The organism is Sphingomonas sp., from assembly GCF_965200105.1.
Lineage (GTDB): Bacteria > Pseudomonadota > Alphaproteobacteria > Sphingomonadales > Sphingomonadaceae > Solisphingomonas.
The window spans coordinates 2,202,248-2,223,334 of the sequence record NZ_CBDATN010000002.1 but is presented as its reverse complement, the minus strand read 5'-3'; the positions used below and the strand labels follow the sequence as shown (position 1 = coordinate 2,223,334).

Sequence of the window (21,087 nt, the reverse complement as noted above, 5' to 3'; positions counted from 1 at the left end):
CGACGGCCACGGCCACTTGGAGGTCCCTTGAATTGCACAAGCATCATCGCGCGCTGGGGGTAGCGACCATCCCCTACAAGGCTGCCGGCTCTTCGATCGGCGGCATTGAGATCGCAAGGCGGCGGCCGGTTCAGCCGGTGACACTCGTCCGTCCCCACGCCGCAGCGCGTGCCGCCCGGTTCTTCGCGGAGAAGTTCCCGGGCCAGTCGCTCTACGCGGTGAAGGCGAACCCGTCGCCGGCGCTGCTGGAGACGTTGTGGGCGAGCGGCATCACCCACTACGACGTCGCCTCGGTCGCGGAGGTGCGGCTGGTGGCGCGCACGCTCCCGCAAGCGACGCTGTGCTTCATGCACCCGGTGAAGGCGGAGGAGGCGATCGCCGAGGCCTACTTCACCCACGGCGTGCGCACCTTCTCGCTCGACGGCGTCGACGAGCTGGAGAAGATCGTCCGCGCCACGGGCGGCGCGGACGATCTGACGCTGTGCGTGCGGCTGCGCGTCTCGTCCGATCACTCCAAGCTCAGCCTCGCCTCCAAGTTCGGCTGCGACCTCGCCGACGCGGCGCCGCTGCTGATGGCGGCGCGGCAGGCGGCCGACGCGCTCGGCATCTGCTTCCACGTCGGCAGCCAGGCGATGAGCCCGGCGGCCTATGCGGACGCGATGGCGCGCGTGCGCGCGGCGATCGTGTCGGCGTCGGTGACGGTGGACGTGATCGACGTCGGCGGCGGCTTCCCTTCCTCCTATCCCGGCATGGAGCCGCCCCCGCTGGAGCAGTATTTCCGCGTCATCCACGAGGCGTTCGAGGCGCTGCCGGTCAGCTACTCGGCCGAACTGTGGTGCGAGCCGGGCCGCGCCCTTTCGGCCGAATACGCATCGCTGCTGGTGCGGGTGGAGCGGCGCCGCGGCGACGAACTCTATATCAACGACGGTGCCTATGGCGCGCTGTTCGACGCGGCGCACATCGGCTGGCGCTTTCCCGTGGCGCTCATCCGCGACGAGGCGAGCCGGGCGGGCTTGCAGCCGTTCAGCTTCTACGGCCCGACCTGCGACGACATGGACCATATGGCGGGCCCGTTCATGCTACCCGCCGACGTGACCGCCGGCGACTATATCGAGATCGGGATGCTCGGCGCCTACGGCTCGGCGATGCGGACGGACTTCAACGGCTTCGGCTCGAACGAGACTGTGATGGCCGGCGACGAGCCGATGGCGAGCCTCTACGTCACCCAGCCCGAGCGGCGGGTAGTGGGCCGCGTCGTCAAGCTGTAACGCGCTTCCCTTCAGGTAATCCATTCCACGGGAGTCGCGAGCGCGTGCTCGCGACCCCCGCCGACGTCCAGCGGCTGGAGCGATGCGATGAACACCGAGACCAAGATCAACGACACCCGCAAGGCGGAGCTGCTCTCCACCCCCGTCGAGCATATCGACATCCGCTCCTTCGACGCGCGCCCGATCGTCGACGCCATGAAGAAGATGAGCTTCACCTCGCGCGACACCGGCCGCGCCGCCGAGATGTACAACCAGATGCTCGCCGACAAGGATTGTTCGGTGATCCTGGTGATCGCCGGCTCCACCTCGGCGGGCGGCTGCATGGACCTCTATGCCGAGCTCGTCCGCAACAACATGGTCGACGCGATCGTCGCCACCGGCGCCACCATCGTCGACATGGATTTCTTCGAAGGCCTCGGCCACACCCATTATCAGGCGCGCGAGATCCCCGACGACGACACGCTGCGCTCGCTCTACATCGATCGCATCTACGACACCTATATCGACGAGGTCGCGCTCCAGAACGTCGACCACACGGTGTTCGAGATCGCCGAGGGCCTCGCGCCCAAACCCTACTCCTCGCGCGCCTTCATCCGCGAGATGGGCAAGTATCTCGTCGACTACGGCAAGAAGGACAACAGCCTCGTCAAGCTCGCCTATGAGCATGACGTGCCGATCTTCTGCCCGGCCTTTACGGACTCGTCCGCCGGCTTCGGCCTCGTCAAGCATCAGGTCGACAGCATGAAGGCGGGCAAGCCCTACCTGACGATTGATTCGATCGCCGACTTCCGCGAGCTGACCGACATCAAGATCAAGGCGGGCGTCACCGGCCTGCTCATGATCGGCGGCGGCGTGCCCAAGAACTTCGTGCAGGACACGGTGGTCTGCGCCGAGATCCTGGGCCACGAGGTGGACGTCCATAAGTACGCGATACAGATCACGGTCGCGGACGTGCGCGACGGTGCCTGCTCCTCCTCCACGCTGCAGGAGGCGGCGTCGTGGGGCAAAGTGTCCACCGCGATGGAGCAGATGGTCTATGCCGAGGCGACCTCGGTCATGCCGCTGATCGCGTCCGATGCCTATCATCGCGGCCACTGGAAAGACCGCGCCGTGCGCGCCTTCGCCAGGATGTTCGACGCCTGAGCCTCAGGGCGGCCCGTCCGATTGGTGGACGGGCACGCCGACGAGATCGTCGGGATCGAATAGGCGAGCGTTGACGCCCACCTTGTCGCGCGCCGGGTCGTTAGACGTCCAGTGGCTGACGCAGCCGCAGGTCGGGCAGCGGTGGAAGGCGATCATGCGCCTGCCCCACTCGTAGGTCTGCGTCGCCTGCGGCTCCGGGAGACGCAGTTCGGCCGTGCGATAATAGGCCCAGCGCACGCCATAGCGACGGCAGATCGAGCAGAGGCATTCGTTGAGCGCGTCGGGCGCGCGCTCCGCCTCGATGCGGACGGCGCCGCAATGGCAGGTGGGGGTGGGCATCAGCTCCTCGCGAAGGCGGCGACCAGTTCGACATGTGTCGACCAGCGGAACTGCCCGACTGGCGCGATCCAGTCCAGCCGCCAGCCGCCGGCGACCAGCGTGGCGGCGTCGCGCGCAAAGGTGGCGGGATTGCACGAGACGTAGGCGATCCGCCGGCAAGTGGCCGCCGCCAACTCCGCCGCCTGTTCCTTCGCGCCGGCGCGCGGCGGATCGAGCACCACCGCTTCGAAACGCGACAACTCGGCCGCCGCGTAGGGCCGGCGAAAGAGGTCGCGGTGATCGGCGACGATGCGGCCCGCGCCCGCCGCCTTCAGCGCCAGCACGGCGTCGCGCGCGCCCTCCGCCGCCAACACGCGCGCGCCGGCGGCGAGCGGCAGCGCGAAGGTACCGAGCCCGGAGAACAGGTCCGCCACGGTGGCGGCGTCGCCCACCGCCTCGATCACGCTCGCGACCAGTGCCGCCTCCCCGTCCGCCGTGGCCTGAAGGAACCCGCCCGGCGGCAGCGCGACCGCAGCGCCGCCCAGCGTCACCGTAACCGGACGCGGCTCCCACCGCGTCTCGGCACCCATCCCGGCGTCGACCGTCAGCCGCGCGAGCGCGTGGCGCTCGGCGAAGGCGGTGAGCGCCTCCGTAGCCCGGAGCCCGTCGGCGTCGACACCCGCGAGCAGCAGGTCGATACCCTGATCGGCGAGCGTCATCATGATCTCGCTTTGCCGCCGCTCGGCGAGCATCGGCCCGAGCAGCGCGCGCAACGGCCCCGCCAGCGCGAACAGCGCCGGGTGAAGGATGTGGCACTCCGCCAAGTCGACGATGCGGCGCGACGCCGCTTCGTTGAAGCCGATCGCGACCCTGCCCACCCGCTCGGCGCGCAACGAGGCGCGCCGGCGGCTGCGCGGCGGCGAGAGGTGGGCGGGCCGCATCGCCGGCGCATCCAGCCGCTGCGCGTGCAACGCCGAAACGATACGGTCGGCGAGGAACGCCGCGTAGGCGGCGTCGTCGACATGCTGGAGCACGCAGCCGCCGCACGTCGGAAAGTGGCGGCAGGGCGGCGCCTGCCGGTGCTGGCCCGGCACGACGCGGCCGTCGTCGAGCAGCGTGTCGCCGGGGGCGGCGAGCGCAACGGCGACGCCGCGCTCGCTCACGCCGTCGCCGCGCGCCGCGATGCGCACGATGGGGTCGCCGGCGATCAGCGCGCCAGGCACGCCGCCACTGCCTCGCGCAAGCAGGGAAGCAGATCGTCGGCGATCAGCAGCGGACCCGCGCGCCGCGCCGCCTCCGCGTGCAGCCACACGCCCGCCTGTGCCGCCGCGAAGGGCGCCATGCCCTGCGCGAGCATGGTGGCGATCACGCCCGACAGCACGTCGCCCGTCCCCGCGCTCGCCAGCCAGGGGGGCGCGGGCGGATCGATCGCGGCGCGACCGTCTGGCGCAGCGATCACCGTCGCCGCGCCCTTGAGCACGAATACCGCGCCCGCCGCGGCAGCACCCGCGCGCGCCTTGTCGAGCGCGGTACCCGCGGCGTCGGGCAGCAGGCGCGCGAATTCGCCCATATGCGGGGTCAGGACCGTCGGCGCCCTCCGCTCGCGCAGCTCCTCGATGCCGTTCTCGGAGAGGAGGTTGAGCGCGTCGGCGTCGACCACCAGCGGCCGATCGGTGGCGAGCGCGGCCCGCAGCCGGTCTTTCGCCAAATCGCCTGTGCCGAGCCCCGGCCCCGCCACGATCGCACCGATCCGTGCATCGCCGAGTGCTTCGGCGTCCCAGGCGCGGCGGACGAGCGCGTGCGGCGGCGCCTCGCCCCCGGCACCCAGCAGCTCGACATAGCCCGCGCCGCTGCGCTGCGCCGCCAGCGCGGAGAGCAGCGAGGCGCCCGGCATCGCACCTGCCAACACGACGACCTTGCCGCGCTTATACTTGTCGCTCTCGAACCCTGGCCGGGCGACCGCCGGCGGCGAGACCTCGACGACTCTGCTCGTCGCCGCGACGCCGATGTCGGCGACCACCACCGTGCCGCACAGCGCCATGGCCGGCATCAGCCGGTGCGCGCGCTTGAGCGCGCCGAGCGCGACCGTGAGGTCGGCGCGCGGCGGCTCGCTCAGCACCGCGCCGTCGTCGGTGGCGATCCCGCTCGGCAGGTCGATCGCGACACGCGCGCGCGCCGCCTCCGCCAGCCGCCGCGCCGCGCCGGCAACCGCCTCGTCGAGCGGGCGCGAGAGACCGGTGCCGAATAGCGCGTCGACGAACAGAGGCGCGGCCGCCGCCGTCGCCAGCGGCTCCACCTCTCCGCCCCACACCGCGCGAGCGCCGCGCGCGGCATCGGTCGCCGGCTCGGTCGAGGCGGCGACGCGCACCGCCACCCCCCGCTCGCGCAGGCGCGCCGCGAGGACATATCCGTCGCCGCCATTGTTGCCCGGCCCGCACGCGACCAGCGCCGACAGCGGGCCGAAGCGATCCCAGGTCAGGTCGGCGGCGGCGCGGCCCGCACGCTCCATTAGCGTATGGACGGACAGGCCGCGATCGAACAGCGCCTGCTCCGCCGCGCGGGTCTCGGCGGCGGTCAGGATCGGGCGGCCACTCATCCGCCTACGGTCGCGGGCAGCCTATAGCGTTCGCCACCCAGGACGACGTCGATCTCGCCCGGCCCCGCCACGGTCACGCGCGTGGGCTCGTTGCCATCGGCGGCGGCCACGCCTCGCCCGTCCTCCGTCACCAACAACCTACGAAAGCCGCCGTCGGGGTGGCGGACGAGCAGCACCAGCCCATCCGGGGCCTCGATGCGCTCGACCGTGCACGATTGCGCGTGCCCCTGAAGCGTGCAGGGGATCGTCGGCAGGGCGGGCGCAGCCTCGCTACGGCCAGCCGTCTCCGGTTGATCGACGATCGCCCGGCTCGGCGCCTTGTGGCAGGCGGCGAGGAGCAGCGGCAGGAGGAGGAGAGCGTGGCGCATGGCCGGCGGCATAGCCATGGGAACGGCGACCGTCATGCCGCCCCCGCCACCAGCTTGTCGCGTACCGAGACGATCAACGGGGCAAGCCGGGCGCACCACGCCGCCACGCCGGCTTCGTCCCCGATCAGGTCCTGCCGCACCTCCAGCCCTAGATAAGCGATGCCCGCGCCTTCCGCGTGGCGGTTCATCGTCGCGTTGAGCACGGCGCCCGAGTAGGGTTGGTTATCGCCCGCGACGACGCCGGCCGCGCGGAGCAGCGGCAGCCCGATCCGCGCGGCGCGATCGTCCTGGTTGTAGAGCACGCCTACCTGCCACGGCCGCGCCTCGTCCGGCCGGCTGGCAAGGCACGGCGTAAAGCTGTGCAGAGAGACGAGGAGGGTCGGCCGCGCGACCGCGATCGCCCGCTCCACAGCGAGGTGGTATAGCCGGTGAAAGCGCTCGATCCGGGCGCGCCGGCCGGCGGTGTCGAGCGTGTTGCCGGGTACGACCACGCCGTCGCTCTCGGCCGGCACCACGCCGGCCGCCTCCTCCTCGCGGTTGAAGTCGCACACGAGGCGGGAGACGCCGCCCAGCACCGCGCCGCAGCCGATTGCCCCGCACAAAGCGGCGGCAAGCGGCGCGACGCCGATGTCGACCGCAATATGCTTGGTAAGCGCCGCCTCCTCGATCCCGAGGACGATGTCGGTAGGCACCCGCGCCGACGCATGGTCGGCGACGATCAGCACGCCCGTGTCGCGCGCGGCAGCGATCGTCTCCGCCGCCTCGCTCATCGCGCGAACGCCGGGTCGCGGCGCGCGGCTAAGGCGGCGAGGCCCTCCGCGGTATCGGCAGAGGCGAAGGCGTCATCGAAGCGCGCGTCACCGCCCGTTTCGCCGCATAGCCCAGCCTTGACTGGTACGAGGCTCGTGGGCGCGTTGACAGCGGTTTGCGCGACAACCGCGTCGACCAGCTCGACGAGGCCGACCGCCGCCAACACCTCGCGCAGCCGGTTCCAGTCGTGAAGCCCCACGGCGTTGCGCTTCGCCGCGCGATCGATCACCACGCGCGCGACGCCATCGGTGCGTTCGAGCCTGGACATCGGGTTCGTCTGTGGCGGATGGCGGCGCGGCTGTCACCCCCGGAGCGGGAGCAAGCATGAGGCTGAGCCGGCGCGAGGCCCTGGTGATGGGAGCAGCGGCGCTCGCCTGGCCGGCGCGCGGCGCGACGCAGGGGCCCTGCCCGTCGCCGGAGGCGATCGACGCCGCCTGCGCCCCGCTCGTGGCGCTGCTGCCCGAGGCGGCGACCCGCGCGGGCGTCGCCGACCGGCACGCGCTCGCCCTCCTCGACGATCAGTCGACCGACGGCGACGCCGCGCTGGCGCTCGCGACGGCGGCGGCGCTCGCCGCGATCCCGCAGAGCTGCGTCTGGGATGCCGCGAGCATCGCGCGCGCGCCGCTCGCCGCCGCCGACGCGACCCGCAACCTCCGCTATGGCCGCAACGATCCCACCGCCGCCATCCACCGCCCCTATCGCATCACAGGCTTCGCAGGACCGCATATCGAGACGCCTCGACTGCTGGCGCTCGTGCAGCCGGCCGACACGCCGGAGGCGGCCGAGGCTTGGCTGGCCCGGCTCGATGGCCATGCCGACGCGCTGATGCGGGCCGCCGAGTCGCTCCGCGCCGATGAGGCGGCGGGCTGCCTGCCGCCGGTCGCGGTCGGGCGCGGCGCGCTCGCGACGCTCGACGCTATCGCCGCTACCACGCCGGGCGCCAATCCTCTCGTCCGCTTCCTCGCCGATCCCGCCGTCGCGGCGCGTGCCCGCGAGATCCTCGCCCGCCGCGTCAAGCCGGCGGCCGCGCTGCTTCGCGATACCGTGGCGGCGCTCACCCGGCGGGGTGTCGAGGATCAGGGCGTTTGGCGCCAGCCGGGTGGCGAGGCGCTCCATGCCGCCAACCTCGCGCGCGCCGGCGACACCGGGCTGTCGACCGAGGCGGCGCAGGGCTATGCGCGCGACGAGGTGACGAGGATCGCGGCGCTGCTCGATCGCCGGCTGGCGGTACGCGGCTTTCGCGACGGGTCGATCGATGCTCGCATCGCCGCCGCTTTCGCCGATCGGCCCGCCTTCGTCGCGGGCGACGACGAGGAAGGGCGCTCCGCGCTCGTCTCGGCCGCCCGCGGGCGCATTGAGGCGGCGCACGCGGTGCTCGGCCGGATCGTGCCGCCCGCGCTCGCCGCGACGCCGCCGCTCGGCGTCGCGCCGCTGCCGGATGCGGGGCGGATGTGGCCGGCGGGATCCTCCTACGGCCGCGCGGCCTACGGACGCGAGGCCACGCTGTGGCTCGACGTCCGCTCGGTTTACGCGTTGCCGATCCCCGGCGTGTCGCCGCTCGCCTGTCGGCTGGGTCTGCCCGGCGAGCATCTGCTGGCCAGTGCCAGCGACACCGCCGTGCGTCCTCTCCTCGCGAAGCTCTGCGCATGGCCGGCGATCACGGCGGGATGGCGCGGCTATGCGGCCCGCCTGTCCGCCGAGGCGGGGCTGTTCGCGCGCGACCCTTGGGGCGACATCGCGCGACTGGCGGACGAACTCGCCGCCGCCGCGCGCCTCGTCGTCGATGTCGGGATTCACCAGCAACGCTGGACGCGCGAGCGAGCGGAGGCGGAGATGACTGCGATGACCGGCGCGCCGCAGGCCGCCGCGATCGACCGCATCGTCGCGCTGCCCGGCGAGGCGGCCGCCGAGACGCTGGGCCTGCACCGCCTGCTGTCGCTCCGGGAACAAGCGAGGGGCACGGCCAAACACGCCGACACCCGCGCCTTCCATCAGGCCGTGCTCTCCGGCGGGGCGCGCCCGTTCGCGCTGATCGAACGCGATATCGCGATGCTGGCGTGAGCGCCCCTCCTACAAGAGACGCGTCGTCGAGCGCCACCAGTGCGGCTTCTCCCCGGCTATGCGGGCGGCGGCGTCGTCGCGAGCCTCGTCGCTGACGTAGAGCGCGAAGCAGGTGGCGCCGGAACCCGACATGCGGGCGAGGCGCAGGCCGGTACCGCCCGCAAGCAGCGCCACCGCCTCGGCGATCAACGGGGCGAGCACACGGGCCGGCGGTTCGAGGTCGTTGCGGCCGGCGAGCGCGGCGGCGAGCGGATCGCCTCCCGCCAAGGCGCCGCGATCTTCGCGGTCCCAGCCTGCGAACACCGGCCCGGTGGGCACCGCCACGCGAGGGTTGACGAGCAGGACGGGCGTGTCGGCGAGCGCACCGCCATCGACCGGCGTCAGGCGATCGCCGCGCGCATCGCCCCGGCAGGTGCGCGAGGCGAGGCAGGCGGGCACGTCGGCGCCGAGCGCGGCGGCGAGCGCGTGCAGCCGCTCGGGCGCGATATCGATCCTCCACAGCCGGGCGAGCAGGCGTAGCGCCGCCGCCGCGTCCGCCGATCCGCCGCCGACCCCCGAGGCGACGGGCAGCCGCTTGTCGAGCCGGATCGCCGCGCCCGCCGCGATACCCGCCGCGTCGCGCAGCGCCGTCGCCGCGCGCAGGACGAGGTTGTCGGCGCCGCTCGACAGCCCTCCCGCGAACGGCCCCTCGATCGTCAGCGTCAGATCGTCGGCGGGTTCGGCGCTCAGTTCGTCGCCGTCGGCGCAGAAGGCGAACAGCGTTTCGATGTCGTGATAGCCGTCCTCGCGTCGCCGCCGGACGTGGAGCGCGAGGTTGAGCTTGGCGTAGGCGGTCTCCGCGTCGCTCACAATCGCAGCGGGGCAGGCGCGGCGAGGCCGCCGTCGATCTTGGCCTCGATGCGCTTCCTGCGGTCGGGCTCGGCGGCGACGAGCGCGGCGCGCCAGGCGTAGCGGGCCTCCAGCCGGCGGCCGGCGCGCCAATAGGCGTCGCCGAGATGCTCGTTGATCTCGGTCTCGGCGGGGGCCCCGCGCGCCGCCTGTTCTAGCAGCGGGACCGCACGCGCGAGATCGCCACGCAGGTACCAGGACCAGCCGAGCGAATCGGTGATCGAGGGATCGTCGGGCGCTAGCGCGCTCGCCTTGGCGATCAGCGCCGTCGCGGCGGTTACGTCGCCGCCATGATCGAGCTCGGAATAGCCGAGGAAGTTCAACGTCGCGGGCTGATCGGGCGAGACCGCGAGCGCACGCCCGGCGGTGACGCGCGCGCCCGGCCAGTCACCGGCCTGAAGCTGCGAATTGGCCTGCTGGAGGAGCAGCGGCCAGGCATCGCCGGGCGCGATCCCCGGCCCCGACACCGCAACCGCCCTGGCATAGGCCTGCGCCGCGTCGGCGTAGCGCTGGCGTTCAGACAGCATGTCGCCATAGCGCGACCAGTCGGCGGCGCGCGGGTTCGCGGCGTCCACCGCCGCCTTCGCCTCGGCCAGCGCCTCGTCCTTGCGGCCGGCGCGGACGAGCAGCGCGAGACGCGCATCGCTGGCGGTGCCCGCGAACGGATCGTCGGCGGGCACGCGGGCGAGCGCCGCCAGGGCCGCGTCGGTATCACCCTTGCCGACGAGCAAGCTGGCGGTGGCGAGCCAGCCGGCGCTGTCGGCGGGATCGAGGAAGGTGGCCGCCCGCGCGAACTCCAGCGCCAGCGTGCCGGCCTGCTCGCGATCGACGTCGGTGGCGATGCGCGCGAACAGGTCGGCGATGCCGGCCTGCGCGGTGTCGATGGCGCCGGGCAGCTTGCGGCCGGCGGCGAGCGTCTCGCGCGCGCGCGCCGTCGCCGGATCGTCGCCGACCAGCAGTTTCTGCGCGTCGTCTCGTTTGCCCCGCTTGGCCAGCGCGGCGGCGGCGGCGATGCGCAGCCGCACCACGCGCGCACCCTGCGGCAGGTTGAGCGCGGACAGCGCCGCCACCCCGGCCGTGGGATCGGGGCCGGCGAACAGCAGCAGCACGCGATGCTCGACGGCGTAACTCGCCGCGAGCGGGCTCGCCTGCGCGCGATCGATCAGCGCGGCGGGATCGGACCGGCGGCGGGCCAAGCCGATCCACGCGCGCAGCACCGGCGTGGAGAAGGCGAATAGCTTCTGCGCGTCGATGCGATAGGCGAGCGCGTCCGCGCGCTTCCAGTCCTTGCGCTGCACGGCCTCGGCGAACAGCAGCATCGTGCCGTCGGGCGGCAGCGAGCGCGTCGCGTCGAGCGCGTGCGCGGTACGGAAGGCGAGCGCCATGTCGCCCGCCGTCACCGCCTGACGGAATGTGCGCAACGCCAGCGTCGAGTCGCCAGGGTCGGCCTGATAAGCCGACGCGAAGCTGCGCGCCGCGACGTCGAGTTCGCCGAGATCGTCGGCGGCGCGCCCGCGCACATAGTCGGCGAGCGCGTCATGCCGGTCGGGCGTAACGCGCGGCACCGTCCAGCCGGGCGCGGCCGCGACCAGCGAGGCGAGGACCAACGCGCGAGCCGGGGACACGCAAGTTGACGAAGTTGACGCCACAGCGGGGGGGGATCGCCTCCCCGTCCGCCGACCAGTAAAGGCACGGCGGCGCACGAGCGGGAGACTGAGCATCGCGCGAGCCTAGCCGGCCCATTCCAACATGGGAAGCGACGCCTTCACATATTGGGGTAGTTGGGGCCGCCGCCGCCCTCGGGCACCACCCAGTTGATGTTCTGGGTGGGATCCTTGATGTCGCACGTCTTGCAGTGGACGCAGTTCTGGGCGTTGATCTGGAGGCGGGGCTCGCCCTCCTCCACGCCGACATATTCGTAGACGCCGGCGGGGCAGTAGCGCGTCTCGGGCCCGGCATAAACCGGCCAGTTAACGTCGGTGGGCACCGATGCGTCGCGCAGCGTGAGGTGGATCGGCTGATCCTCCTCGTGGTTCACGCCCGAGAGGAATACCGACGACAGCTTATCGAAGCTCACCTGTCCGTCGGGCTTGGGATAGGCGATCTTCGTCTGCGCGTTGGCCGGGCGGATCTTCTCGTTGTCGCGCTTCTTGTGGGTGAGCGTGATCGGCAGGCCGACGCGGAGCAGCCGCATCCACATGTCCGCGCCCGCCACCGCCGTGCCGATCGTGCCGCCGAACTTGGCGACCGCGGGCTCGGCATTCTTCACGCCCTTCAGCTCGCGCGCGATCCAGCTCTCGTTGAGGTTGGCCTGATAGTCCGCCACTTCGTCATGGCTGCGGCCCGAACCGATCGCGTCGAACACCGCGTCGGCGGCGAGCATCGCGGACTTCATCGCGGTGTGCGTGCCCTTGATGCGCGGCACGTTCACGAAGCCCGCCGAGCAGCCGATCAGCGCGCCGCCCGGGAAGGCGAGCTTGGGCACGGACTGCCAGCCGCCCTCGTTGATCGCGCGCGCGCCGTAGGAGACGCGCTTGCCGCCTTCCAGCAGGGGGCGGATCGCGGGATGCTGCTTGAATCGCTGGAACTCGTCGAACGGCGACATCCAGGGGTTCTTGTAGTCGAGCGCGACGACGAACCCGATCGCCACCTGGTTGTTGGCTTGGTGGTAGATGAAGCCGCCGCCCCACGCGTCGTCGAGCGGCCAGCCCTGCGTGTGGATCACGCGGCCGGCGACGTGCTTCGCAGGATCGACGTCCCACAGCTCCTTCAGCCCGATGCCGTAGACCTGCGGCTGCGAATCGCGCTCCAGATCGAAGGTGCGCTTCAGCTCCTTGGTCAGGTGGCCGCGCGCGCCCTCGCCGATCAGCGTGTACTTCGCCAGCAACTCCATGCCGGGCTGGTAGTCGGGCTTGCGCGTGCCGTCGCGCGCGACGCCCATGTCGCCGGTGGCGACGCCCCGGATCGCGCCCTTCTCGTCGAACAGCAGCTCGGCCGCCGCGAAGCCGGGGAAGATCTCGACGCCCAGCGCCTCCGCCTGCCCCGCCAGCCAGCGGCAGACGTTGCCGAGCGAGCAGGTGTAGGTGCCCTTGTTGGACATGAAGCGCGGCATGATGAAGTGCGGCAGCTCGAACTTGCTCTTCTCGCCCAGCACCCAATGATGGTTCTCGATAACCGGCACGGTGAGCGGGCTATCGAGATCCTTCCAGTCGGGGATCAGCTCGTCCAGCGCCTTGGGATCGATCACCGCGCCCGACAGGATGTGCGCGCCGACCTCCGAGCCCTTCTCCAGCACGCAGACGCTGATCTCGCGGCCTTCCTGCTCGGCGCGCTTCTTGAGCCGGATCGCCGCCGACAGGCCGGCCGGGCCTGCGCCGACGATGACGACGTCATATTCCATCGACTCACGATCGGACATGCCCACTCCTTAGGCGATGCGAGCCCGGCCGGCGCGATCGGTTCCGGGCTCGTGCGGCGGGCCGCCGCAACGTAACAACGCTTCGACCCCGCGGCGGTGCCCCGACATTGACGCGCAGGTCAAGCTGCGGCGGGGATATCGGGTGCTGAACGGGGGCGCGCAACGGTATCGCGACGAGATCGCGAGCCTGATCGGCTGGTGGGCCGAGGCGGGGGTGACGTCGTTTGCCGACGAGAACCGGCGCGACTGGCTGGCGCCGCCCGCGCCCAAGGTCGCGCCCAGCCAGGCGCCGCCGGCGGCGGCACCCCCGGCCGATCTCGCCGCCTTCCGCGCGATGCTGGCGAGCAATGCCTATCTTCCCGGCGCGCCGCCGCCGCAGCGCCGCGTCGCGGCCGAGGGCGAGGCCGGCGCCCGACTGATGATCGTCACCGACATGCCCGACGAGGCGGACCTGCGTGCGCGCCGGCTGCTCTCGGCGGAGTCGGCGCTGTTCGACGCGATGCTCGCCGCGATGGGGCTGACGCGCGCCTCGGTCTACCTCGCGCCGCTCTCCCCCGGCCGCATTACCGGCGGGCGGATCGGGGCAGCAGCGGACGGGCTCGCCGCGCTCATGCGCGCGCATATCGGCCTCGCGCGGCCCTCCGCGCTGCTTCTGTTCGGCGAGGAGACGTGCCGCGCGCTGATGGGCGTCGAGCGCGCCGAAGCCTGCGCCACTTTACGATCCGTTAACTATGATGGCGGCACGGTGGCGGCCATCGCGACCATCCACCCGCGCATCCTCGTGCGCCGGCCGGCGTGCAAGGCCGACGCTTGGGCGGCGATGCGACAGATACTCGGAGTGCTTGCCCAGTGATTCGTACCCGCCGCCCGCTTCTCGCGTTTCTCCTTGCCGCCGTGGCGCTGCCCGCCCCGGCGGCAGCGGCGTCGGACGGTATGGCGGGCGCTCGCGACACCGTTCGCGACGGGGCGACGCGCACCTCGTCGGGCGCGCTGCGCCCCGCCGAGCGCCAAGCCTACGCCGCCGTGTTCGACGCGATGCGCGCCGGCGATTGGGCCGCCGCCCGCGCCGGCATCGCCGCCAATCCGGACAGCGTGCTGGCGCCCGTCGCCGAGGCCGAGCTGATGCTCGCCAAGAACTCGCCGCGCGTCGAGCGCGACGCTATCCTCTCGCTCGTCGCGCGCGCGCCCGAATTGCCGCAGGCGCCGCAACTGCTCGCGCTCGCCAAGAAGCGCGGCGCGACCGAGCTGCCGACGCTGCCCGCGCCACGCGACCTGGATTGGGTGAACGGCGCGCCGACCCGCGTCGCGGCGCGCGCTCAGGCGGACGACGTCGCCGCCGCCGCACTCGCGCAACAGGCACGCCCGCTGCTCAAGTCCGACCAGCCCGCCGCCGCCGAGGCGCTGCTCACCGGTGCCGACACGAGCCTCGCGCCCGAGTCGCGCACCGAGTGGCAGCAGCGCGTCGCGTGGAGCTATTACCTGAACGGCGACGACGCGAACGCCCGCCGCCTCGCCGACAGCGCCGCGCGTGGGCCGGGGGAGTGGGCAACGCAGGCGAGCTGGGTAGCGGGCCTCTCCGCCTGGCGCACGCACGACTGCAAGACGGCGGAGGATGCCTTCAGCCGTGTCGCCGCTAATGCCGGCGACGACGAGATGAAGGCCGCCGGCCTGTTCTGGACCGCGCGATCCGAGATGGCGTGCGGCCGCTTCGATCGCGTGCAGGGCCGCCTGCGCCAGGCCGCGCGCGTGCCCGAGACCTTCTACGGCCTGATCTCGGCGCGGATGCTCGGCACGCAGCCGCGCGCCGGTGACGCCCGCGCCGCGCTGACCAGCGACGAGTGGAACCGGCTGTCGCCGCACCCCGACATCCGCCGCGCCGCCGCACTCGTCGAGGTCGGCGAGTACGGCCTCGCCGACGAGATGCTGCGGTGGCAGGCGAAGATCGGCGACGACGGCGAGCATCGCGCGCTGCTCCACCTCGCGGCCCAGCTCGACCTGCCCGCGACGCAGGTCTGGCTCGCGCACAACTGCCCGGCAGGCGAGGTGGTGGAGGCGTCCGCGCGCTATCCCCGGCCGAGCTGGATTCCGCAGGGCGGCTGGCAGGTCGACAAGGCGCTGGTGTTCGCGCACGCGCTCCAGGAATCGCGCTTCCGCACCGACGCGCAGTCGAAGGCGGGCGCCTACGGCCTGCTCCAGGTGCTGCCCGGCACCGCCGACCTGATCGAGCGCAAGCGCGGCGGCCAGCCGGTGGCGGCGGGGTCGCTGGTCGTGCCGGCGGTCAACATGGCCTATGGCCAGGCCTATCTGGAGCGGCTGCGCGACACGGCCGGCACCGGCGGGCTGCTGCCCAAGGTGATCGCCGCCTACAATGCCGGGCCGGGCGCGGTGGCGCGCTGGAACATCAACAACCGGGCCGAGAACGACCCGCTGCTCTACATCGAATCAATCCCCTATGCGGAGACGCGGGGCTACGTGACGATGGTGCTCAGGAACTACTGGATGTACCAGGGGCAGGCGGGCGAGCTCCGCCCCAGCCTCACCGCGCTGGCGCAGGGACAATGGCCGCGCTTCCCCGGAGCCGGCGGCGCGACGGGCGCGCGGACGGCGGCGCTGCAGGGCGTGACGTCGGCGAACTGAGGCGGCGGGTGCGCCGCTAAGCCCGCGCAGTCAGCCGCGCCGGGCGAACGCCTCCGAGAGCCCGTGGTACAGGCGCTCGCGCGAGATCAGCGAGGCGGTCCCGTCCGCGATCAGGGCGGTGGCGAGCAGCGGCATCATCAGCCCGCGGCTGCCCGTCGCCTCGGACAGGATGATGACGGAGGTGAGCGGCGCGCGCACCACCCCCGCGAAATAGGCGACCATGCCGAGCAGGACGACCGCGCCGATCGGCTGGAGCGGGAACAGCAGGTGGAGCGCGGCACCAAGGCCGGCACCCGTCGACAGGCTGGGCGCGAAGATGCCGCCGGGCAACCCGGCCGCCGCCGTCGCGAGCGTCGCGACGAACTTCGCGGGTCCATACCATAAGGGCGCGTGGACGCCGCCGATCATGTCGCGCGCCGCCTGATAACCCGTGCCCCAGGTCAGCCCCGTCGCGATGCCGATCGCGGCCACAACGATGCCGGCCACCGCCGCAGCGAGCACCGGCCTGCCGCCGGACAGCCGCGCGACGCCGCCGCGCGACAACCAGAGCATCGCGCGCGAGAAGCAGGCGCCGGCAAGGCCGCCCACCACCCCCGCGACCGGCGCGATCAGCAGCGTGGCGCCGACCGAGAGCGTCTGGCCGACGATGCCGTAATAGACATAGTCGCCGGCAAACCCGAGGCTGATCATGCCCGCGATCAGCACCGCCGTCATGACGAGCAGCGTCATGCGCTGTTCGTAGGCGGCGGCGAGTTCCTCGATGGCGAAGGCGACACCGGCGAGCGGCGTGTTGAAGGCCGCCGCCACCCCGGCCGCGGCGCCCGCGACCAGCACCGACGACGTCAGCGGCACGCGCATGATGCGGTGGGCGTAGGCCATGACGGTGGAACCGACCTGCACCGTCGGCCCTTCACGGCCGACCGATGCGCCGGCCGCGAGCGCGCCCGCCGTCATGACGATCTTCACGAGAGAGGTCCTGGCCGAAGCGAGATCCTCCGTCGCACTTTCGGGCGTCGCCTTGGCGGCGATGATCTGCGGGATGCCGGAGCCGCCCGCCGCCGGTGCGAACCGCCGCGTGAACCACGCGATCGCCGCGTAGGCGCACGGCGTCAGGACGATCGGCACCCACCACGCGCGCGAGACAAGTGCCGAGAACAGTCCGCTGGCCCGGTCGGCGATCCACGCGAAGGCGATCGCCACGAGGCCGACCGCGACGGCGCCGCCGAAGATCGCCGCCCGCTTGCGCCATCGCGGCGCGGTCGGCCCGTGTCGACGCAGCAGCACCTGCCCGCGCCGGACGTGCCGACGCACGCGATGCTGGCTGTCGTCGTTCATCTCGTATCCCGGCGGTCCAGACGCGTGAACGGCGGCTTGTAGCCGCAGGGATCGAGAAAGCCGACCGCCTTGATCCCCGTGCGCCCGGGGATCGCTCACCCGATCGCGAGAGGCTACACGCCGCCCATGCCCATCGACGAGAGCCGCGCCTTCGTACCCGTCCGCATCGCGGTGCTGACCGTGTCCGACACCCGCACGCCCGCCGACGATCGCTCGGGCGATACGCTGGTCGAGCGGCTGGAGGCGGCGGGGCACCTGCTCGCCGACAGGGCGATCGTCGTCGACGACGTGGAGAGGATCGTCGCGCAGCTCCACGCCTGGATCGACGATGCAGCGGTCGACGTCGTGATCTCGACGGGCGGCACCGGCGTCACCGGCCGCGACGTAACTCCCGAGGCGTTCGCGCGGGTGTGGGACAAGCAGGTGGAGGGCTTCGGCGAGCTGTTCCGCCGGCTGTCCTACGCCAAGATCGGCACCTCGACGATCCAGTCGCGCGCCTGCGCCGGCGTCGCGCGCGGCACCTACCTGTTCGCGCTGCCGGGCTCCACCGGCGCGGTAAGGGACGGCTGGGACGGCATCTTGCGCGACCAGCTCGACATTCGCCACCGCCCCTGCAACTTCGTCGAGCTGATGCCCCGCCTGACCGAGCGTTGAGGCGGCGCCCGCAAGCCCTCAGTCGAACAGCGAGGAAACCGAACTCTCGTCCGCGATGCGCTTGATCGCCTCGGCGAGCAGCGGCGCGATGGTGAGCTGGCGCAGGCGCCTAGCCTCGGCGAAGCCCGGCGGCGCCGCAAGCGAATCGGTGACGACGAGTTCGGTCAGCACCGATCCCTCGACGCGCGCGACCGCCCCGCCCGACAGAACCCCGTGGCTGACATAGGCGACGACGTCCTCCGCGCCAGCCTCGCGCAGCGCGGCGGCCGCGTTGCACAGCGTGCCCGCCGAATCGACGATGTCGTCGACCAGGATGCAGAAGCGCCCGGCGGGATCGCCGATGATGTTCATCACCTCCGATTCGCCGGGCCGTTCGCGGCGCTTATCGACGATCGCGAGCGGTGCGTTGTCGAGCCGCTTGGACAGCGCGCGCGCGCGCACCACGCCGCCGACGTCGGGCGAGACGACCATCAGGTTGCGCCCCGCGAAGCGCGCACGGATGTCCGCCGACATCACGGGCGCCGCGTAGAGGTTGTCGGTGGGAATATCGAAGAAGCCCTGGATCTGCCCGGCGTGGAGATCCACCGAAAGCACCCGGTCGGCGCCCGCGCCGGTGATGATGTTGGCGACGAGCTTGGCCGAGATCGGCGTCCGCGGGCCAGGCTTCCGATCCTGCCGGGCGTAGCCGAAATAGGGGATGACGGCGGTGATCCGCTTGGCCGACGCGCGCCTGAGTGCATCGATGCAGATCAGCAGCTCCATCAGGTTGTCGTTGGCCGGGTAGCCGGTCGACTGGATCACGAACACGTCCTCGCCGCGGACATTCTCGTGAATCTCGACGAACACCTCCTCGTCGGCGAAGCGGCGGACGCTGGCCTCCGTCAGCTTGACGTCGAGATAGTCGGCGATCGCGCCCGCGAGAGCGAGGTTGGAGTTGCCCGAGAGCAGCTTCATCGTGGTTTCCCCGGTGCGGGCGTGAGACGGGCGGCGTCTAGCGGCGGGGGGCGCTTCCCGCCAGCCGCTTTCCTGCTAGGCGGCGGGACATGGCCGCCGTCCGCACCGTCACCCGCTTCGCGCCCTCGCCGACCGGGCGGCTGCACGTCGGCAACATCCGTACCGCGCTCGTCTGCTGGCTGGCGGCGCGGGCGGCGGGTGGCGCGTTCATGCTGCGCCTCGACGACACCGACGCGGAACGCTCGCGCGAGGAGCATGTCGAGGCGATCCGCGCCGACCTCGCCTGGCTCGGCCTCTTGCCCGACGGCGAGGTGCGGCAATCGGCGCGAGGCGCGCTCTACCAGGAAGCATTCGAGACCCTGCACGCGTCCGGCCGCGTCTATCCCTGCTACGAGAGCGAGGAGGAGCTGGCGGTGAAGCGCCGCGTCGCGCTCGGCCGCGGGCTGCCGCCGGTCTACGATCGCGCCGCGCTGCGGCTGTCGGCGGACGAGCGCCGCGCGCTGGAGGGCGGCGGCGTGCGCCCGCACTGGCGCTTCCGGCTGGAGGAGAGCGCGATCGGCTGGCGCGATCTCGTGCGCGGCGAGCAGCGCTTCGAAGCGGCGAACCTCTCCGATCCCGTCGTCCGCCGCGCCGACGGGAGCTGGCTCTACCTGCTGCCGAGCGTGATCGACGATATCGACATGCGGGTGAGCCACGTCGTGCGCGGCGAGGATCATGTCGCCAACACGGCGGTGCAATGGCAGATGTTCGAGGCGTTGGGCGCCCCGCCGCCCGCCTTCGCGCACCTGGCGCTGCTGACGGCTGCGGACGGCAAGCTCTCCAAGCGCGAGGGCGCGGTCGGCGTCGAGGCGATCCGCGACGGCGGGATCGAGGCGGTGGCGTTGCTGGCGCTGCTCGCCAGGCTGGGCACGCGCGATCCGGTGGTGGCGGTGGCGCGCGCGGAGGACCTGATCGCGAACTTCAGCTTCGATGCGTGGGCGCGCGCGCCGGCGCGCTTCGATCCCGCCGAGCTCGCGCGCGTCAACGGCACGACGCTCCACCTGCTGCCGTTCTCGGCGGTGACGGAACGACTGCCGGCAGGCATGGACGAGCCCGGCTGGCTGGCGATCCGGCCTAACATCGAACGGTTGTTGGAGGCGGCGGACTGGTGGCGCGTCGTCACCGACGATCCCGTGCCGCCCGCGCTGGACGAAGCGGAGCACGCCTATGTCGTGCATGCGGCGGAGGTCGCCGCGACCGTCGAGTGGGGCGACACACCTTGGCTCGCGCTCACCGCCGCGCTCAAGGCGGAGACGGGCCGCAAGGGCCGCGCGCTGTACCTGCCGCTGCGCCGTGCGCTGACCGGGCGTGAGCATGGCCCCGACATGGCGGCGCTGCTGCCGCTGATCGGGCGCGAGCGGACGCTGCGGCGGCTCGCCGCCGTCTAGGCCGCGATCACCCCGCCCGCGCGCATGTGCCACGCGATCAGAGCCGCCAGCGCCAGCGCCCCTACCGCCATCTGGGGCGGGCGCAGCCGCGCGAAGTGCGCCGGCGCTTCGCCGCGCCGCGCCGCGATCGGATCGAGGACGGCGATGCTGACGAAGCCGAGCAGGCACAGCCCCAGCGCGGCCTGGGGCGTCCGAACCACGAAGGCGGCGGCGCCGATCACGAACAGCCAAAGCATCGTCGCCATCTGCGCGATATTCTCGCCACCCGCGGTGCGGAAGGCGAGCCCGCGCCGCACACCGGCAAGAAAGATCACCAGCGCGCCCGCCCACCACACGGCGAGCGAGGTGGCGACGTACGGCCACGCCCGGCTCGCGGTCCACGCCACGATCGCCGCCGCGACGACCGGCAGCATCGGGCCGTAGCCGAAGACGAGGCTGAGCAGCGGGACGCGCGGATCGCGATCGTCCGCGGTGTTGATCGGGGTCATGGCGGCGGCAACGCGCCGCCGCCCGCCGGGCTCCGCCTCGGGCTCAACCGTCAGGCCTTGTAGGAGAGCGGATAGAGCCGCTTCAGCGCCTCCACCTTCGGCCGGTCGTTGGCGACGATGTAGGGATAGGTCGGGTTCAGGGCGTAGAAATCCTGGTGATAGGTTTCCGCCGGGTAGAAGCCCTGCGCGCGCTCGATCCGCGTCACGATCGGGCGCGCATAGACGTGCGCGGCGGAGAGCTGCGCAACATAGGCCTTGGCGACGGCGAGCTGGCGCGCATTCTGCGGGAACAGCGCGGAGCGGTACTGCGTGCCCTCGTCCGGCCCCTGCGCGTTCAGCCGCGTCGGATCGGCGACCACCGAGAAGTAGATGCGCAGCAACTGGCCGTAGCTGACGACGCGTGGATCGAAGGTGACCTTGACCGACTCGGCATGCCCTGTCGTGCCGCTCGACACCGTCTCATACTCGGCATCCTTCTGCGCGCCGCCGGTGTAGCCCGACACCGTGCCCTTCACGCCCTTCACGTGCGAATAGACGCCCTGCACGCCCCAGAAGCAGCCGCCCGCGAACACCGCCGTCTCGGTCGGCGCGTCGGAGCGCGGGTCGAGTTTCGCGGGCGGTGCCTTGAACACGGGCTCCGCGGCGGGCGCGGCGACGACGGCGAGGCCGATCGCGGCGGCGGCGGCGGTGGCGAGGACAGGCAGGCGCATAAGCGGGGTCTC

General features: G+C 72.4%; 20 protein-coding genes. 7 read left to right on the top strand and 13 right to left on the bottom strand.

The genetic code is table 11. The features are described 5' to 3' along the window. Positions 1 to 32 precede the first annotated feature (32 nt). Positions 33 to 1,268 carry a type III PLP-dependent enzyme gene (locus ACOFKX_RS12385; protein WP_419827271.1) on the top strand — a complete coding sequence of 412 codons (1,236 nt, stop codon included), beginning with the start codon at positions 33 to 35 and terminating at the stop codon, positions 1,266 to 1,268. Between the two features lie 87 nt (positions 1,269 to 1,355). After that, positions 1,356 to 2,411, top strand: coding sequence for a 1,9-bis(guanidino)-5-aza-nonane synthase (locus ACOFKX_RS12380; protein WP_419827270.1), 1,056 nt, complete (start codon positions 1,356 to 1,358; stop codon positions 2,409 to 2,411). Between the two features lie 3 nt (positions 2,412 to 2,414). Here ACOFKX_RS12380 and ACOFKX_RS12375 read toward each other — a convergent pair whose 3' ends face one another. Genes ACOFKX_RS12375 through ACOFKX_RS12350 form a run of 6 tightly spaced genes read right to left on the bottom strand, consistent with a single transcriptional unit; the run spans position 2,415 to position 6,771 of the window. Next, positions 2,415 to 2,750 carry a GFA family protein gene (locus tag ACOFKX_RS12375; protein ID WP_419827269.1) on the bottom strand — a complete coding sequence of 112 codons (336 nt, stop codon included), beginning with the start codon at positions 2,748 to 2,750 and terminating at the stop codon, positions 2,415 to 2,417. Further along, entirely contained in the window at positions 2,750 to 3,952 is a 1,203-nt protein-coding gene (locus tag ACOFKX_RS12370) for a class I SAM-dependent RNA methyltransferase (protein ID WP_419827268.1), read from the bottom strand. The genes ACOFKX_RS12375 and ACOFKX_RS12370 overlap by 1 nt, the downstream gene beginning before the upstream one ends. Next, a complete protein-coding gene (locus tag ACOFKX_RS12365) occupies positions 3,937 to 5,325 on the bottom strand; it encodes an NAD(P)H-hydrate dehydratase (protein ID WP_419827267.1) in 1,389 nt (462 codons plus the stop codon). Before ACOFKX_RS12365 ends, ACOFKX_RS12370 begins: the two co-directional genes overlap by 16 nt. Then, positions 5,322 to 5,693, bottom strand: coding sequence for a hypothetical protein (locus ACOFKX_RS12360; RefSeq protein ID WP_419827266.1), 372 nt, complete (start codon positions 5,691 to 5,693; stop codon positions 5,322 to 5,324). The genes ACOFKX_RS12365 and ACOFKX_RS12360 overlap by 4 nt, the downstream gene beginning before the upstream one ends. Before the next feature lie 32 nt (positions 5,694 to 5,725). Then, on the bottom strand, positions 5,726 to 6,463 hold the full coding sequence (locus tag ACOFKX_RS12355; protein WP_419827265.1) for an N-formylglutamate amidohydrolase: 738 nt from the start codon (positions 6,461 to 6,463) through the stop codon (positions 5,726 to 5,728). Further along, positions 6,460 to 6,771 carry a hypothetical protein gene (locus ACOFKX_RS12350; protein WP_419827264.1) on the bottom strand — a complete coding sequence of 104 codons (312 nt, stop codon included), beginning with the start codon at positions 6,769 to 6,771 and terminating at the stop codon, positions 6,460 to 6,462. The genes ACOFKX_RS12355 and ACOFKX_RS12350 overlap by 4 nt, the downstream gene beginning before the upstream one ends. Before the next feature lie 56 nt (positions 6,772 to 6,827). Here ACOFKX_RS12350 and ACOFKX_RS12345 point away from each other — a divergent pair, with 56 nt between their 5' ends. Beyond that, positions 6,828 to 8,564, top strand: a complete 1,737-nt coding sequence (locus ACOFKX_RS12345) for a DUF885 family protein (protein ID WP_419827263.1) — start codon at positions 6,828 to 6,830, stop codon at positions 8,562 to 8,564. Between the two features lie 9 nt (positions 8,565 to 8,573). On the opposite strand, the gene ACOFKX_RS12340 is transcribed toward ACOFKX_RS12345, so the two are convergent. The 3 genes from ACOFKX_RS12340 to ACOFKX_RS12330 form a co-directional block, all read right to left on the bottom strand. Further along, the gene (locus tag ACOFKX_RS12340) at positions 8,574 to 9,413 is read right to left on the bottom strand and encodes a 4-(cytidine 5'-diphospho)-2-C-methyl-D-erythritol kinase (RefSeq protein WP_419827262.1); all 840 of its coding nucleotides are present in this window, start codon (positions 9,411 to 9,413) and stop codon (positions 8,574 to 8,576) included. Next, positions 9,410 to 11,059 (bottom strand): tetratricopeptide repeat protein, encoded by a 1,650-nt coding sequence (locus ACOFKX_RS12335; protein ID WP_419827261.1) that lies wholly within the window; start codon positions 11,057 to 11,059, stop codon positions 9,410 to 9,412. Before ACOFKX_RS12335 ends, ACOFKX_RS12340 begins: the two co-directional genes overlap by 4 nt. Before the next feature lie 158 nt (positions 11,060 to 11,217). Continuing rightward, the gene (locus tag ACOFKX_RS12330; protein ID WP_419827260.1) at positions 11,218 to 12,870 is read right to left on the bottom strand and encodes an electron transfer flavoprotein-ubiquinone oxidoreductase; all 1,653 of its coding nucleotides are present in this window, start codon (positions 12,868 to 12,870) and stop codon (positions 11,218 to 11,220) included. 142 nt (positions 12,871 to 13,012) lie between these two features. Here ACOFKX_RS12330 and ACOFKX_RS12325 point away from each other — a divergent pair, with 142 nt between their 5' ends. Together ACOFKX_RS12325 and ACOFKX_RS12320 are read left to right on the top strand one after the other, a co-directional pair. Further along, positions 13,013 to 13,723: a uracil-DNA glycosylase gene (locus tag ACOFKX_RS12325; protein ID WP_419827259.1), complete on the top strand. Its 711-nt coding sequence runs from the start codon at positions 13,013 to 13,015 to the stop codon at positions 13,721 to 13,723. Further along, positions 13,720 to 15,507 (top strand): lytic transglycosylase domain-containing protein, encoded by a 1,788-nt coding sequence (locus tag ACOFKX_RS12320; RefSeq protein ID WP_419827258.1) that lies wholly within the window; start codon positions 13,720 to 13,722, stop codon positions 15,505 to 15,507. Before ACOFKX_RS12325 ends, ACOFKX_RS12320 begins: the two co-directional genes overlap by 4 nt. Before the next feature lie 30 nt (positions 15,508 to 15,537). Here the strand turns inward: ACOFKX_RS12320 and ACOFKX_RS12315 are convergent, their stop codons facing one another. After that, entirely contained in the window at positions 15,538 to 16,842 is a 1,305-nt protein-coding gene (locus ACOFKX_RS12315) for a chloride channel protein (protein ID WP_419827257.1), read from the bottom strand. Between the two features lie 126 nt (positions 16,843 to 16,968). Between ACOFKX_RS12315 and moaB the strand changes: the two genes are divergently transcribed. After that, complete coding sequence (moaB, locus tag ACOFKX_RS12310; protein ID WP_419827424.1) at positions 16,969 to 17,496, top strand: molybdenum cofactor biosynthesis protein B; 528 nt, start codon at positions 16,969 to 16,971, stop codon at positions 17,494 to 17,496. An 18-nt stretch (positions 17,497 to 17,514) separates the two neighbouring features. On the opposite strand, the gene ACOFKX_RS12305 is transcribed toward moaB, so the two are convergent. After that, complete coding sequence (locus ACOFKX_RS12305) at positions 17,515 to 18,450, bottom strand: ribose-phosphate pyrophosphokinase (protein WP_419827256.1); 936 nt, start codon at positions 18,448 to 18,450, stop codon at positions 17,515 to 17,517. Positions 18,451 to 18,539: 89 nt separating this feature from the next. On the opposite strand from ACOFKX_RS12305, the gene ACOFKX_RS12300 reads away from it, so the two are divergent. Beyond that, positions 18,540 to 19,877 carry a glutamate--tRNA ligase gene (locus tag ACOFKX_RS12300; RefSeq protein WP_419827255.1) on the top strand — a complete coding sequence of 446 codons (1,338 nt, stop codon included), beginning with the start codon at positions 18,540 to 18,542 and terminating at the stop codon, positions 19,875 to 19,877. On the opposite strand, the gene ACOFKX_RS12295 is transcribed toward ACOFKX_RS12300, so the two are convergent. Further along, complete coding sequence (locus tag ACOFKX_RS12295) at positions 19,874 to 20,365, bottom strand: DUF3429 domain-containing protein (protein WP_419827254.1); 492 nt, start codon at positions 20,363 to 20,365, stop codon at positions 19,874 to 19,876. The two genes, ACOFKX_RS12300 and ACOFKX_RS12295, sit on opposite strands and share 4 nt — an antisense overlap. A gap of 50 nt (positions 20,366 to 20,415) precedes the next feature. Beyond that, the gene (gene msrA / locus ACOFKX_RS12290) at positions 20,416 to 21,075 is read right to left on the bottom strand and encodes a peptide-methionine (S)-S-oxide reductase MsrA (RefSeq protein WP_419827253.1); all 660 of its coding nucleotides are present in this window, start codon (positions 21,073 to 21,075) and stop codon (positions 20,416 to 20,418) included. Between the last annotated feature and the right edge of the window lie 12 nt (positions 21,076 to 21,087).

Bases quoted from the DNA above. Each gene is read 5' to 3' on its own strand.
- ACOFKX_RS12300 (WP_419827255.1), top strand. From the start codon at position 18,540: ATGGCCGCCGTCCGCACCGTCACCCGCTTCGCGCCCTCGCCGACCGGG.
- ACOFKX_RS12350 (WP_419827264.1), bottom strand. From the start codon at position 6,771: ATGTCCAGGCTCGAACGCACCGATGGCGTCGCGCGCGTGGTGATCGAT.
- ACOFKX_RS12345 (WP_419827263.1), top strand. From the start codon at position 6,828: ATGAGGCTGAGCCGGCGCGAGGCCCTGGTGATGGGAGCAGCGGCGCTC.
- ACOFKX_RS12355 (WP_419827265.1), bottom strand. From the start codon at position 6,463: ATGAGCGAGGCGGCGGAGACGATCGCTGCCGCGCGCGACACGGGCGTG.
- ACOFKX_RS12380 (WP_419827270.1), top strand. From the start codon at position 1,356: ATGAACACCGAGACCAAGATCAACGACACCCGCAAGGCGGAGCTGCTC.
- moaB (WP_419827424.1), top strand. From the start codon at position 16,969: ATGCCCATCGACGAGAGCCGCGCCTTCGTACCCGTCCGCATCGCGGTG.
- ACOFKX_RS12305 (WP_419827256.1), bottom strand. From the start codon at position 18,450: ATGAAGCTGCTCTCGGGCAACTCCAACCTCGCTCTCGCGGGCGCGATC.
- ACOFKX_RS12360 (WP_419827266.1), bottom strand. From the start codon at position 5,693: ATGCGCCACGCTCTCCTCCTCCTGCCGCTGCTCCTCGCCGCCTGCCAC.
- msrA (WP_419827253.1), bottom strand. From the start codon at position 21,075: ATGCGCCTGCCTGTCCTCGCCACCGCCGCCGCCGCCGCGATCGGCCTC.
- ACOFKX_RS12295 (WP_419827254.1), bottom strand. From the start codon at position 20,365: ATGACCCCGATCAACACCGCGGACGATCGCGATCCGCGCGTCCCGCTG.
- ACOFKX_RS12315 (WP_419827257.1), bottom strand. From the start codon at position 16,842: ATGAACGACGACAGCCAGCATCGCGTGCGTCGGCACGTCCGGCGCGGG.
- ACOFKX_RS12330 (WP_419827260.1), bottom strand. From the start codon at position 12,870: ATGTCCGATCGTGAGTCGATGGAATATGACGTCGTCATCGTCGGCGCA.
- ACOFKX_RS12365 (WP_419827267.1), bottom strand. From the start codon at position 5,325: ATGAGTGGCCGCCCGATCCTGACCGCCGCCGAGACCCGCGCGGCGGAG.
- ACOFKX_RS12375 (WP_419827269.1), bottom strand. From the start codon at position 2,750: ATGCCCACCCCCACCTGCCATTGCGGCGCCGTCCGCATCGAGGCGGAG.